Here is a 13,276-nt window from a genome sequence, read left to right on the forward strand (position 1 = left end):
GGTCGGTAGGGTGGGTTTGTGCCAATCGGAGGGCAGGAGCGTAGCGACCCGGTAATGAAGACCGCTCTCATCACCGGGGCCAGTGGCGGGATCGGATCCGCGATCGCCGATGCGCTGGCGCCCACCCACACACTGCTGTTGGCAGGCCGGCCGTCCGCCCGGCTCGACGCCGTCGCCACCCGCCTCGGCGCCACCACCTGGCCGCTGGACCTCACCGACCCCGACGGGATCGAGGCTGCAGCCGAGCCGCTCGCCGAGCTCGATGTGCTGGTCCACAACGCCGGCGTCGCATACCCGGGGCGGTTCGACGACTCGATCCCCGAACAGTGGCGGGCCTGCTTCGAGGTGAATGTCACCGGGCCCGTCGCCCTCACCCAGGCGCTGCTGCCTGCGCTGCGGGCAGCGCGCGGACACGTCGTCTTCATCAACTCCGGCGCGGGACTGAACGCATCGCCCGGGCTGGCCGCCTATTCGGCGAGCAAGTTCGCCCAGCGAGCGTTCGCCGATTCGCTTCGCGCGGACGTACCCGAGCTGCGCGTCACCAGCGTGCACCCCGGCCGGGTCGACACGGAGATGCAACAGGACCTCGTCGCCTACGAAGGCGGCCAGTACGACCCGGCGAAGTTCCTCAAGCCGGAGACCGTCGCGCGGATCGTCGCCGACGTGATCGCCAGCCCACCCGACGCGCACACCCATCAGGTGGTCGTCCGGCCACGCTGACCTCAGGCCGAGATCGACGTTTTGCAGGGTTTCACTCGCTCTTTCCCTGCGAATTGTCGGTTTGGGCGAAGGAGCGGGCTAGACGACGAGGTTGACCAACCGGCCGGGCACCACGATGACCTTCTTCGGGGTGGCGCCGGCCAGGAAGGCTTGGACCTTCTCGTCGGCAAGCGCAGCGGACTCGAGGCTGGCTTTGTCGGCGTCCGCGGCGACGGTGATCCGTCCGCGAACCTTCCCATTGACCTGCACCGGGTATTCGACGGTGTCGTCGACCAGGTATTGCGGATCCGCGACCGGAAAAGGCCCGTGCGCCAATGACTTCGAGTGGCCCAGCCGCTGCCAGAGCTCCTCGGCCAGGTGCGGCGCCAGCGGCGCCACCATCAGCACCAGCGGTTCCAGCGCAGCCCGGGCGCTGACACCCTCCTTGGTGAGGTGGTTGGTGTACTCGATCAGCTTGGCCGCCGCGGTGTTGTTGCGCAGGCCCGCATAGTCCTCCGACACCCCCGCGATCGTGCGGTGCATCACCCGCAGCGTCTCCTCGTCCAGCGCGTCGTCCTCGGAAGCCCTTGTGTCGCCTGTGGATTCGTCGACGACGAGCCGCCATACCCGCTGCAGGAACCGGTAGGCGCCAACGACGTCCTTGGTCGCCCACGGCCGCGACGCGTCCAGCGGGCCCATCGACATCTCGTAGACCCGAAGGGTGTCAGCGCCGTAGCTGTCGCAGATCTCGTCCGGGGAGATCGAGTTCTTCAGGCTCTTGCCGATCTTGCCGAATTCCTGGAGGACCTCGACTTCACCGTCGGCGCCGGGCAGGAAGAACCTGCCGTCCCGCTCGACGACATCGGCCGCCGGCACGTAGGCTCCGCGCGAATCGGTGTACGCGAAGGCCTGGATGTAGCCCTGGTTCACCAGGCGGCGGTAGGGCTCCCGCGACGTGACATAGCCCAGGTCGTGAAGGACCTTGTGCCAGAACCGGCAGTACAACAGGTGCAGCACCGCGTGTTCGACACCACCGACGTAGAGGTCCACCCCGCCAGGGTCGCCCGCCCCGTGCTCGGCCGGGCGCGGACCCATCCAGTAGGCCTCGTTCTCCTTGGCACAGAACTCCTCTGAGTTGTGCGGATCTGCGTAGCGCAGCTCGTACCACGAACTGCCGGCCCACTGCGGCATGACGTTGGTGTCGCGGGTGTAGGTCTGCAGGCCGTCGCCCAAGTCCAGCTCGACGTGGACCCAGTCGGTGGCCTTGTTCAGCGGCGGCGACGGCTCGCTGTCGGGATCCTCCGGGTCCAACACCACCGGTGAATAGTCGGCGATATCGGGCAGTTCCACCGGCAGCGCCGATTCGGGCAGCGGGTGGGGCCGGCCGTCGCCGTCATAAACGATCGGGAACGGCTCGCCCCAATACCGCTGTCGCGCGAAAAGCCAGTCGCGAAGCTTGTATTCGACCCGGGCGCGCCCCCAGCCATCGGCCTCGAGGCGTTCGGTGATCACCTTCTTGGCGTCCTCGACTTGAAGCCCGTCGAGATACTGCGAGTTCACCAGCGTGCCGTCACCGGAATACGCGGCCTCGGAAATATCTCCGCCGGAGATGACCTCTTTGATCGGCAGACCGAACTCTCCTGCGAACTCCCAGTCGCGCTGATCGTGACCGGGAACCGCCATGATCGCGCCGGTGCCGTAGCCGGCCAGGACGTAGTCGGCGATGAAGATCGGAACCTGTTGTCCATCAGCCGGATTGGTCGCGCATGCGCCCAGGAAGACGCCGGTCTTGGTCTTGTTCTCCTGGCGTTCCAGGTCGGACTTCGCCGCGATCGAGCGCCGGTAGGCGGCGACCGCCTCGCCCGGGGTGGCCGCGCCGGAGGTCCACCGTGGGTCCACACCGTCGGGCCACCGGGCGGCGGCCAACTGGTCGACCAGCTCGTGCTCGGGAGCCAGCACCAGGTAGGTGGCGCCGAACAAGGTGTCGGGTCGGGTGGTGAAGACCTCGATGTGGGCACCGTCGGCGTCGAACAACACCGCCGCACCGGTGGAGCGGCCGATCCAATTGCGCTGCATGGTCTTGACCTTCTCCGGCCAGTCCAGCACCTCGAGATCGTCGAGCAGGCGGTCGGAGTAGGCCGTGATGCGCATCATCCACTGCCGCAATCGCTTTCGGAACACCGGGAAGTTGCCGCGCTCGCTGCGGCCCTCGGAGGTCACCTCCTCGTTGGCCAGCACGGTGCCCAGCCCCGGGCACCAGTTCACCAGCGAATCGGCCAGGTAGACCAGCCGGTAGCCGTCGATGACGTCGGCCCGCTCGATCGCCGACAACGCCGACCACTGCCGACCGTCGTCGAGAGTGCGTGCGCCGGAGTCCAATTCGGACACCAGGTCGGTGATCGGACGGGCTTTTTGCTGTTCGGTGTCGAACCAGGCGTTGTAGATCTGCAGGAAGATCCACTGCGTCCACTTGTAGAAGTCGACGTCGGTGGTCGAGAAGCTGCGCCGCTGGTCGTGGCCGAGGCCCAGCCGGCCCAGCTGGCGGCGGAAGTTGACGATGTTGGCCTCGGTACGAATCCGCGGGTGGGTGCCGGTCTGGATCGCGTATTGCTCTGCGGGCAGGCCGAACGCGTCGAAGCCCAACGCGTGCAGCACATTGCGCCCCGTCATCCGGAAGTAGCGGGCATAGACGTCGGTGGCGATGTAGCCCAGCGGATGCCCCACGTGCAAGCCCTCACCGGAGGGGTAAGGGAACATGTCCTGGACGAACATCTTGTCGCCGGGCACGGCCGCGCCGTCGGCGGGTGCCAGCGAGCCAACCGGGTTCGGGACGTTGAAGGTGCCCCACGACTGCCAGTTGTCCTGCCAGGTCCGCTCGATCCGCCCCGCCAGCTCGGCGGTGTAGCGGTACCGCGGAGTGTCGGCGACGTCGGATTCCGCAGGTGCGGCGGTCGGGGTGTCGGTCACGCACACAGGGTATAAGGGCCGTTCGGGCTGCTCCCAATCCGTTTCCGTCGGCCTGTGGCGCTGCTGCCCTCCGGGACGGGATTGTGATCGTGGTCGCACCACGAGGCAACGGCCCGATCTCGGATGCGTTGCAGTGCGGTCGACGGTTGATTCCAGCTGTGTTCCAGCCCTATCCGGACGGCTCGGCGCACCGATACAGTCGGCCTCCTGACCAGGGGCCTCACCTGGCCCGACCGTGTCGAGAAGGACAGCTGAGATGATCACGATTGCCCGTAACTGGCGGGTGTTGGTAGGTGGAATGGCAGCTGGTACGGCCGCCGTTCTCGGGTTCACCGGCGCGAGCGCGTCCGCCGAGCCGTTCGTTCCCGTTCAGCCCGCTCCGGTCACCGTCACCCAAACCGTCACCGCCGCCCCTGAGGTCGCCGCCGCCAACGCGGGCCCGGCTGCTGTGCCCGCCGCCGCGCCGGCAGCCGTCCCCCAGGCAGCCGTCCCCCAGGTCGCTGCTCCGGCCATCGCGCCGGCCAACGCCGCACCCCAAACCTTGTCTCCGGCAGCGTCGGGCACGCTCGCCGACTTCTTCAAGGACAAGGGCGTGAAGATGGAGCCGCAGAAGGCAGCCGGTTTCACCGCACTGAACCTGGTGCTGCCGATGCCGCGCGGTTGGACCGTCGTGCCGGACCCGAATGTCCCCGACGCGTTCACAGTGCTCGCCGACCGCCTCGGCGGTGACGGGCTGTACACGTCGAACGCCCAGCTCAAAGTCTTCAAGCTGATCGGCGACTTCGATCCCAAGGACGCCATCACGCACGGCTACGTGGACAGCCAGCAGCTGTTCAACTGGCAGGCCACCGATGCGTCGCTGGCTGACTTCGGTGGCTTTCCGTCGTCGATCATCGAGGGCACCTACCGCGAGAACGACATGACGCTGAACACCTCGCGTCGTCACGTCATCGCCCAATCCGGACCGGACCGCTACCTGGTCTCGCTGTACGTGACCACCGCGGCCAACCAGGTGGTCGCCACCGCCGACGCGACCGACGCCATCGTCAACGGCTTCCGGGTTTCGTCGCCGACGGCGGCGCCGGCACCCGCACCCGCACCCGCTGCCGCGCCGCTGGCCGATGCGTCGGCGTCCGCCGTCCTTCCCGCGGTGCCCGCGCTGCCGCGCTGAACCCGGGCTCGTATTGTGGCCCCATGTTCATCGTCGGTGTGGTGTGCCTTGGCATGGCCGTCCTCGTCGGTGGCTCGGGCGCGTGGACGCTGACCCGACCGCCCAGTGCTGACATCACCGCGCAGGTGATGCGGTCGGTCGCACCGACTCAGCTCGCCGCGGCCGTGATGCTCGCCGCGGGCGGGGCAGCGGCCATGGCCGCACCGGCACACACGGGGCTGCCGGTGCTCATCGTCTGCGTCCTCGGCGCCGTCGGAACCATCGCAGCCGGCTCATGGCAGGGCGCGCGCTACGCCGCCAGCCGGCAAGCGCAGGCCGGTGGCGGCTGTGCAGGCAGCTGCGCGAGCTGCACGCTGTCATGCAAGTGAGGGAGCCGGCCGCTATCTAGGCCGGGCAACATCCGGCGAAGACCTCAACCGGCCGCCGCCGGACGCAGGGCGCGGCCCCAGGCCAGCGGATTGAGGTGGCGGAACGGGTCGGTGTCGCGGCGCGCCTGAAGTTGATCGAGGATGCCCTCGAGGGCGGTCTGCGTCTTGTCCTTGATGGCGGCTTCCCACTCGGCGGCGGCGATATCGGCGGGCCGGGTGGTGTCGATCGGGGGCCCGAACCGCAGGTACATGCGCTGCGGACGGGGCACCATCGTGGGGCCCCATCCGCGAACGAGGGGGATCCCGACGCCATTGACACCGTGTAGGCGTTCACCGATACCGCGGGTCATCCGCTCCCAGGTGCCGCCGCGTTCGACGAGGCTGTTATAGACGTCGTCCCCACCGACCAGTCCGACCGGGACGATCGGGTAGTCGTGCGCGATGGCCAGGCGCGCGAACCCGCTGCGGCCCTGCCAAAGCAGTTGGTAGTTCTCGCCTTTGAACTTGAGCATGTCCCGTCCTCCTCCGGGGAAGACCAGCACCGTCTCGCCCCGGCGCATCAATTCGGCGCCGGTCTCGGGGTCGCCGACCACCGCGCCGGCCGCCTCCATCACGTCGCGGCCGATGCCGCGCATGTCGGCCAGCTGCCGGGTCGCCAATCCCCGGACGCGGACGCCGAGCTCGCGGTGCACGAAATACGGAGTCAACACGATCTCGGCCCAGCCCGCCGTGGTGTGGTTGCCGACGAGCAGGAACCGTCCGTCGCGGGGCAGGTTTTCCAGCCCGTCGACGTAGATCCGGGACAGGTCGACGGCGGGCCCGATCAGGTCGGCGACGGTGAAGATCGCCTTTTGCAGCGCCTGAACTCGGTCGGCTCGATCAACGAACGGGTTGGCCACGATGGTCTCCTCGCCAGGGGTGCCGATGAACACTCCACCGAGCGTACCCGACGGACTGACCAAACGACTGAAATGGTCAGTTTGTCCAGTCGGTGCGGACCGCTGGCTATAGTCACCCGGTGAGCACTGCGCCCGGCGAACTGCCCGAGCAGAACTCGACCAAGGCGGCCCGCCTGCTGGCCGCGGCGAGCGACCTGCTCATCCGACGAGGTGCCCGCGGCTTCACCGTTGCCGACGTCGCCCAGCGCGCCCACGTCGGCAAGGGCACCGTCTACCTGTACTGGCCGACGAAAGAGGATCTGCTCATCGGCCTCGTCGGCCGCGGCTTCCTCGAACTGCTGGACGACCTCATTCGCCGACTCGGCGAAGAACCCGACCTCGCCCGACCGTCCCGGTTCTGCCCGACGATGCTCGACGTCGCGACCAGCCACCCGCTGCTCGCGGCGCTGCAACGCCACGACGAGAACCTGCTCGGCATCCTGGCCGACCACCCTCGCTCGATCGCGTTGCACGAGGCGCTCGGCCCCGGCGCGGTGATCGGCGGGGTGCTCCCCGTGTGGCGTACCCATGCGATGGCCCGAACAGATTGGGAGACAACCGATCAGGCTTTCGCCCTGCACGGACTCGTGACCGGGATCGCGTTATCCCTCGTCGGTCCTGCGCCGGGACCACGACCCGCGGAGTCCCCGCTCACGGTGTTGAGCGCCGCGGTGACCGCGCTGCTGGGACCGGAGCGGGCCAGCCAGAAGCAGTTGCGTTCAGCCGCAACGGAGATCGTCGAGTTCCTGAATCGCGGCCGGGACACTGCATTCCGGCTCATCACCACGTGAGTTCCTGCGGGCCGTTCCACCTGACGACTGGCTACCCGCCGCGCAGGTCAGTTGCGGCTGACGTCGATCGGATGCGTGGCCAGCAGTGACAGCGGCAGCGGCTGGCGTCGCAACACCCGCGACCACAGGTCCACCCGCTGCTCGACCAGTACATCGGAAGGCAACGCGGACAACACAATCCAGTCATCGCGTTCAATCTCGCCCTCGAGCTGACCGATGGTCCAGCCGGAGTAGCCGGCGAAGATGCGCACCCCTTCGACCGCCGGGGCGATCAGATCCGGGTCGGCGTCCAGATCGACCATCACCATCCGGCCTGCGACGTGACGCAGCCCCGGCATGCCCTGGGGATCGGTGCCCACCCGCAACGTGCCGAGGCACAGCGCGGCGTCGCGTTTGACCGGCCCGCCGATGAACATGGTCTTGGGTTTGGCGGTCAGCTTCGCCCACTGCGGCAACACGTTGTAGACGGCGGTCTCGCTCGGACGGTTGAGTACGACACCCAGCGTGCCGCCGTCGTTGTGCTCGACGACGTAGATCACGCTGCGCCGAAACGTCGGCTCCAAGAGATCGGTATTGGCGAGCAGCAGCGTTCCCGGCCGCACTCGGTTCGCCGCGGGCGCGATGAAGTCTTCGGGGTCCTCAGACTGTGCCACCACACCATCATGGCATCAGGTAGGGGTTGCTGTGGTAACGGGCGCGTGTGGATATTTGTACTGTTGTTCCGATGGTCGACGCCCGCGCACCCGGTTCGCTTTGGCGCTCGGTGCGCAGCCTGCCCGAGTTCTGGCGGCTGCTCGAGCTTCGGACCGCCAGTCAGTTTGGTGACGGGCTGTTTCAGGCCGGGCTCGCCGGCGGACTGCTGTTCAATCCGGAACGGGCCGCCGATCCCTGGGCCGTCGCCGGCGCATTCGCGGTGCTGTTCCTGCCCTATTCGATCGTCGGCCCCTTCGCCGGAGCGCTGCTGGACCGCTGGGATCGGCGGGCCGTCCTGGTCGGAGCGAACCTCGCCAGGCTGGTGCTCGTCATCGGCGTCGCGGTGCTGCTGGCCGTTGGGGCCAGAGACCTGACCGTGCTCTGCGGCGCGCTGATCGTCAACGGGTTCAGCCGCTTCGTCACCTCCGGACTGTCGGCGGCGCTCCCACACGTCGTGCCCCGCCAACAGGTCGTGGTGATGAACTCCGTCGCCACCGCCACCGGGGCCACCGCTACCTTCCTCGGCGCAAACTTCATGCTGCTGCCCCGCTGGCTGTTCGGCTCCGGGGATGCCGGCGCCGCCACCATCATGCTGCTGGTCGCGATTCCGATCGGCGTCGCGTTCGTGCTCTCGCTGCGTTTTCCGCGGCACGTTCTCGGACCTGACGACAGCGCGCGTGCCGTGCACGGGTCGGTGTTCTACGCCGTTACCACCGGGTGGATCTACGGCGCCCGCACCGTGCTGACCACCCCGACGGTCGCGGCCACGCTGTCCGGCCTTGCCAGTCAGCGGATGGTTTTCGGCATCAACACGCTGCTGATCCTGGTCATCGTGCGCCACAGCGACACTCAAGCCGTCGCCGGCCTCGGCACCGCCGTCATCTTTCTCGCCGCCACCGGAAGCGGCTCGTTCCTGGCCAACGTGCTCACCCCGATGGCGATCAAGCGATGGGGGCGCTTCGCGACCGCCAACGGAGCATTGCTGTGTGCCGCAGTCATTCAGTTGGCCGGTGCCACCCTGCAGTTGGTGGTGATGATCGCGTGCGGATTCCTGCTCGGGTTGGTCGGTCAGATAGTCAAGCTCTGCGCGGACACCGCGATGCAGATCGACGTCGACGACGCCCTGCGCGGACACGTTTTCGCCGTGCAGGATTCGGTGTTCTGGGTTTCGTTCATCGCGGCCACGATGTTGGCGGCCGCGGTGATTCCGGCCGATGGTCGCTCCCCCGCTCTGGCCTTGGCCGGGTCGGCGATCTATCTGGTCGGCCTGGCAACGCACACCGTGGTGGGCCGGCGGGCGTGAGTTCGGCGCGCTGAGCGCCGCTGAGCGAACGAAAACGCGCCGGAATCGCAGTAGGTTCGAGCTATGGCGGCCGCGGACCCGATCATCGACGACCTGCGTGACGAAAGCGATGCCCTCGACGCGCTCGTCGCACCCCTGGATCCCGCCGGCTGGGCGCAGCCCACGCCCGCGCCGGGCTGGACTATCGCCCACCAGATCGCTCACCTGCTGTGGACCGATCAAGCGTCGCTGATGTCGATCACCGACGAGGCTGCGTTCGGTGAACTGATCGCCGCTGCGCAGACCGACCCGTTTGGCTTCGTCGACAAGGCCGCCGAGACGTTGGCGCTCACCCCGCCCGAGGAGCTGCTGGCGCAGTGGCGTGACACCCGGACTCGGCTGCACGCCGCGCTGCGCGGCGTGGCCGAAGGCCGCAAGCTCGTCTGGTTCGGGCCGCCGATGAGTGCGCCGTCGATGGCCACCGCGCGGCTGATGGAGACCTGGGCGCACGGCTTGGACGTGGCCGACGGCCTCGGTATCAAGCCCACGCCGACGAAACGGTTGAAGTCGATCGCCCACCTGGGCGTGCGTACCCGCGATTTCGCGTTCACCGTGCACGGGCTGACGCCCCCGGCCGAGCCGTTCCGCGTCGAGCTGACCGCTCCCGACGGCAGCCGCTGGACGTGGGGGCCCGAGGAGGCCGGCCAGCGGGTGACCGGTTCGGCCGTCGACTTCTGTTATCTGGTCACCCAGCGCCGGCCACGCTCGGAATTGGACGTCGTCGCCGAAGGAGCCGATGCCACAAGGTGGCTCGGGATCGCGCAAGCGTTCGCCGGACCGCCCGGTGAAGGACGGTAGCGTCCCGGCTGATAGTTGCCTCGGGCAGTATCATCGCCCTTCATGCGCAACCGCCTCCTGGCCGTCGTCACGGCCGGGGCGATAAGCCTGGCGGTCGGCGGCTGCGCGGTCGGCCCCGGCTCCGACGACCCCTCCGCCGCCCCCGCGGCGCCGAAGTCCGGGCAGCCGCTCAACCCGTACACACAGGGGACCGTCGACCCGGCCGCCCCGAATTCGCCCGTCCTGACGGTGGTCGGCGGGACGACACCACTGTCGCTGACCCTGGACCAGCTCAACTCGCTGGGCAACGCCACGATTTCGATCGACGAGCCATTCGTCAACAAGCGCGAGACCTACAGCGGCGTGCCGTTGGCCACCGTGCTCGACAGGGCCGGAATCCCCGACTCCGCAACCATCGACACCGACGCGATCGACCACTACCACTACGTCAGCGTCGTCAAGCCGATGGTCGACTCACAAGCCCTGATCGCCACCCGACGTGACGGCGCACCCATCCCCTACGATCAAGGCGGCCCCATCCGGATCGTGTTCCCGGACGGCACCCCACTGTCGTCGGTGCTCGACGCCTGGAACTGGAGTCTGACCTCGATCACGGTCAAGATCCCGAGCGGCTCCGGCGGGTGATCACCGACCGGTGGCTCACCCCGCCCGGCCCACGGCTGACCCTCAACCGCGGGCAGCAGATCGTGGCGGCCGTGCTCGTGCTGCTGCTCATCGCCCTGGTCGCGATCGGATTCCAGTCCTCGGCGGATCAGAACGCCTACAGCTACCACAGCGCGCGCAGCGAAGCGGCCAGCACCAACACGTTTTTCACCGTCCGCGACTCCCTCACCTATATCGACCGGGCCCAGCAATACCTGCTCGGCGCGGTCCCCCGTCGTGACGTCCAGCTCGCCCGGGCGATGCTGGCCCAGCGGCTGCGGGTGGTCGCGGCCAACGGTGCGACCGCCGCCGACAGCACCGGTCCCGACTACCGCACGGCGCTGGCCGCACTGGACGCGGTGGTCGCGCAGGCGCCTGCCGGTGTATTGCCCGCAGACCAGCGCGCCCGATGGGCCGACACCATCCTGCCTCGCTCCGAGGCACTCTCCGAGCGCGCGCACGAGCTGGCCGCCGACAATCAGGTCGAACAGCACCGGATGAATCGGCTGGCCGAGCGAAACCTGCTGCGCGGCAGAGTGATTCAACTGGCCATGCTGATCACCGCACTCATACTTGCCGGCATTCTGCTGTGGTGGGTCGCGGCAAATGTGCTTCGCCAATACCGCACCGCACGCAGGGCGTTCGACGACGAGCGGGAAGCGTTACGGCAGACCGAGACTCGGCTGGACCGGGTGTCGGCACTCGAACGCGGACAGGCGCAGATTCTGGAGCGGATCGCCACCGCGGGCCCGGTGTCCTCGGTGCTGCGACAGATCGTGCGGTTGGCCGCCGAAGTGTCCGGCGCGCCTGCGGTCCGCATGGCAATCGGGAGGCGGTCGATCATCTACCCGCCCGGCGCCGACGTGTCCGGCACGCCCGCGTGGACCGGTGTTGTCACCGACAACGCCGACGGTGCCGGGACTCTCGCGGTGTTCGGCGACGCCGCATCCCTCGACGACCTCGCCGTCACCGCCCTCGTCCGGTGCCGAGATCTGGTGACCCTGTCACTCGAACGCGACGCATCGGCGCGGCAATTGTCCTACCAAGCCAGCCACGACGCGCTCACCGGCCTGGCCAACCGCAGCCTGCTACTCACCCGGCTGTCGAAGAGTTTGGTGATGTCCCGCCGCCGCGGAACGCCGCTGGCCCTGCTGTTCTGCGACCTGGACCGCTTCAAGATGGTCAACGACTCGATCGGGCACGCCGGGGGCGACCAGTTGCTGATCGACGCGGCGCGGCGGCTGTCGGGCACCGTGCGGGAAAGTGACACAGTGGCCCGCCTCGGCGGCGACGAGTTCGTGGTGCTGTGCCCGGAGCTGCCGGACCGGGCCCAGGCCATCGCGCTGGCCGAGCGGATCCGTGCCGCGCTGAGCGCCCCCTACACGATCGACGGCAAGGAAGCGTTCGTCGACGTTTGTATCGGCATCACCTTCGCCGACGAATCCACGGTTTCTGGTCATGAGCTCATGCGCGAGGCAGACGTAGCCATGTACCGCGCCAAGCTGACCGACGGCGACCACATCAACGTCTTCGATTCCCTACTGGAAGCAGAGGTCGCTCAACGGCTCGACCTCGACGCCGCCCTGCGGCACGCTGTCGAACGTAACGAGCTGCGAGTCAGCGCCCAGCCGATCGTCATGCTCAGCACCGGCGTGATCACCGGCTTCGAGATGCTGTTGCAGTGGCACCGGCCCGGGCTGCCCGTGCTCTCTCCCGGTGCGTTCATCCCGCTGGCCGAGGACAACGGCATGATCGTCGAGATCGGCCGCTGGGTGTTGTACGAAACCATTCAGACCCTGGCGCAGTGGCGCGACGACGGCCTGGCCCTCGACCTGACGATGTCGGTCAACGTGTCCCCGCGCCAGGTCCGCGAGGCCGGATTCGCCGAGGAAGTGCTGGACCTGCTCGACGCGACGGGGCTGCCGCCGGAAGCGCTGATCATCGAACTCACCGAGCATGCGCTCGTCGACCTGCGGGTGGCCCACCCCACGCTGGCCCGGCTCCGCGAAGCCGGCGTCAGCGTCTCTCTCGACGACTTCGGGACCGGCTATTCGTCGCTGACCCAGCTACGCACGCTGCCGGTCGACCAGATCAAACTCGACCGCTCGTTCGCCGCGGCGCTCGACCAAGGGGACGCCAAGCAGCGCGCGGTTGTGCAATCGGTGGTGGCCTTGGCCAGCGCGCTGTCCCTCGATCTCGTCGTCGAGGGCATCGAGACAATCGCCGAACGAGACACCCTGCTGGACCTCGGGGCCGACAAAGGCCAGGGCTTCCTCTACCACCAGCCGGTGCCGTGGGATGCCGCGCGAGCGTTGCTCGAATCGGGCGGTGTGTGCGCGGTGCAGGCGGACGGCGGCTATACCACCGTGGCGTCGTCAGACGCGCCGTCCGCGTCGGCGTCGACGAACTTGAGGTCCCACCGGCCGTCCCCGTCGGTGTCGACGTAACCGGTGTCGAAGCCGCCGTCGGGCCCGCTCCGCAGTGCCCGGTCGGCCAGGCCGTCCCGGTCGACGTCCAGCAACCGGTCGACTTTGCCGTCGGCGTCGAAATCGATTGGGCCGCTTCCTGTGTGCTCGACACCGTCGAGGCCGAACCAGCGCAGCGGGCCGCCCGGCCCGGCCGGCGTCATCGCCCACGCTCCCGACCCGTCGTCGGTGAATATCGCGGTGCCGTCATCGAGATCGAACGCGGCGTGATCGGCCAGGCCGTCGTCGTCGAAGTCGGCCAGCGCGTCGTCGATGACCCCGTCACCATCGAGGTCCAGGCGCACCCCGTCGAGCTCACCGTCGCCGTCGACATCCACATCGGGGTGGCCGCTGAGCATTGCCGCCGTTCCGTCGCCGTGTCCCAGGCAGTAGTCCATACCC

The 13,276-nt window shown here is 68.3% G+C and carries 12 protein-coding genes; 8 read left to right on the plus strand and 4 right to left on the minus strand.

Going from position 1 to position 13,276, the window contains the following annotated elements; all coding sequences use genetic code 11:
- The first annotated feature begins 54 nt into the window (after positions 1-54).
- On the plus strand, positions 55-720 hold the full coding sequence (locus AB431_RS29155) for an SDR family oxidoreductase (protein ID WP_047332882.1): 666 nt from the start codon (positions 55-57) through the stop codon (positions 718-720).
- Between the two features lie 78 nt (positions 721-798).
- Here AB431_RS29155 and leuS read toward each other — a convergent pair whose 3' ends face one another.
- Entirely contained in the window at positions 799-3,666 is a 2,868-nt protein-coding gene (gene leuS / locus AB431_RS29160; protein WP_047332883.1) for a leucine--tRNA ligase, read from the minus strand.
- A 256-nt stretch (positions 3,667-3,922) separates the two neighbouring features.
- On the opposite strand from leuS, the gene AB431_RS29165 reads away from it, so the two are divergent.
- Both AB431_RS29165 and AB431_RS29170 read left to right on the plus strand, forming a co-directional pair.
- Entirely contained in the window at positions 3,923-4,837 is a 915-nt protein-coding gene (locus AB431_RS29165) for an LpqN/LpqT family lipoprotein (RefSeq protein WP_047332884.1), read from the plus strand.
- A 23-nt stretch (positions 4,838-4,860) separates the two neighbouring features.
- Positions 4,861-5,205: a hypothetical protein gene (locus tag AB431_RS29170; protein WP_047332885.1), complete on the plus strand. Its 345-nt coding sequence runs from the start codon at positions 4,861-4,863 to the stop codon at positions 5,203-5,205.
- Between the two features lie 44 nt (positions 5,206-5,249).
- Here AB431_RS29170 and AB431_RS29175 read toward each other — a convergent pair whose 3' ends face one another.
- Complete coding sequence (locus AB431_RS29175) at positions 5,250-6,131, minus strand: lysophospholipid acyltransferase family protein (RefSeq protein WP_047333914.1); 882 nt, start codon at positions 6,129-6,131, stop codon at positions 5,250-5,252.
- A gap of 92 nt (positions 6,132-6,223) precedes the next feature.
- Here AB431_RS29175 and AB431_RS29180 point away from each other — a divergent pair, with 92 nt between their 5' ends.
- Positions 6,224-6,934, plus strand: a complete 711-nt coding sequence (locus AB431_RS29180; RefSeq protein ID WP_047332886.1) for a TetR/AcrR family transcriptional regulator — start codon at positions 6,224-6,226, stop codon at positions 6,932-6,934.
- 47 nt (positions 6,935-6,981) lie between these two features.
- On the opposite strand, the gene AB431_RS29185 is transcribed toward AB431_RS29180, so the two are convergent.
- A complete protein-coding gene (locus AB431_RS29185; protein ID WP_144418402.1) occupies positions 6,982-7,590 on the minus strand; it encodes a YqgE/AlgH family protein in 609 nt (202 codons plus the stop codon).
- A gap of 68 nt (positions 7,591-7,658) precedes the next feature.
- On the opposite strand from AB431_RS29185, the gene AB431_RS29190 reads away from it, so the two are divergent.
- The 4 genes from AB431_RS29190 (at position 7,659) to AB431_RS29715 (ending at position 12,856) form a co-directional block, all read left to right on the plus strand.
- Positions 7,659-8,930: an MFS transporter gene (locus AB431_RS29190; RefSeq protein WP_047332887.1), complete on the plus strand. Its 1,272-nt coding sequence runs from the start codon at positions 7,659-7,661 to the stop codon at positions 8,928-8,930.
- Between the two features lie 63 nt (positions 8,931-8,993).
- The gene (locus AB431_RS29195; protein ID WP_047332888.1) at positions 8,994-9,767 is read left to right on the plus strand and encodes a TIGR03084 family metal-binding protein; all 774 of its coding nucleotides are present in this window, start codon (positions 8,994-8,996) and stop codon (positions 9,765-9,767) included.
- Between the two features lie 42 nt (positions 9,768-9,809).
- Positions 9,810-10,391 (plus strand): molybdopterin-dependent oxidoreductase, encoded by a 582-nt coding sequence (locus AB431_RS29200; protein WP_047332889.1) that lies wholly within the window; start codon positions 9,810-9,812, stop codon positions 10,389-10,391.
- Positions 10,388-12,856 (plus strand): bifunctional diguanylate cyclase/phosphodiesterase, encoded by a 2,469-nt coding sequence (locus tag AB431_RS29715; protein ID WP_052960430.1) that lies wholly within the window; start codon positions 10,388-10,390, stop codon positions 12,854-12,856. The genes AB431_RS29200 and AB431_RS29715 overlap by 4 nt, the downstream gene beginning before the upstream one ends.
- On the opposite strand, the gene AB431_RS29210 is transcribed toward AB431_RS29715, so the two are convergent.
- A complete protein-coding gene (locus tag AB431_RS29210) occupies positions 12,766-13,272 on the minus strand; it encodes a hypothetical protein (protein WP_047332890.1) in 507 nt (168 codons plus the stop codon). The genes AB431_RS29715 and AB431_RS29210 overlap by 91 nt on opposite strands.
- Positions 13,273-13,276: the final 4 nt, after the last annotated feature.

It is taken from the genome of Mycobacterium sp. EPa45, assembly GCF_001021385.1.
Lineage (GTDB): Bacteria > Actinomycetota > Actinomycetes > Mycobacteriales > Mycobacteriaceae > Mycobacterium.

Coding starts and splice junctions, on each gene's coding strand:
- AB431_RS29210 (WP_047332890.1), bottom strand. CDS start 13,272: ATGGACTACTGCCTGGGACACGGCGACGGAACGGCGGCAATGCTCAGC.
- AB431_RS29155 (WP_047332882.1), top strand. CDS start 55: ATGAAGACCGCTCTCATCACCGGGGCCAGTGGCGGGATCGGATCCGCG.
- AB431_RS29190 (WP_047332887.1), top strand. CDS start 7,659: ATGGTCGACGCCCGCGCACCCGGTTCGCTTTGGCGCTCGGTGCGCAGC.
- AB431_RS29195 (WP_047332888.1), top strand. CDS start 8,994: ATGGCGGCCGCGGACCCGATCATCGACGACCTGCGTGACGAAAGCGAT.
- AB431_RS29170 (WP_047332885.1), top strand. CDS start 4,861: ATGTTCATCGTCGGTGTGGTGTGCCTTGGCATGGCCGTCCTCGTCGGT.
- AB431_RS29200 (WP_047332889.1), top strand. CDS start 9,810: ATGCGCAACCGCCTCCTGGCCGTCGTCACGGCCGGGGCGATAAGCCTG.
- AB431_RS29165 (WP_047332884.1), top strand. CDS start 3,923: ATGATCACGATTGCCCGTAACTGGCGGGTGTTGGTAGGTGGAATGGCA.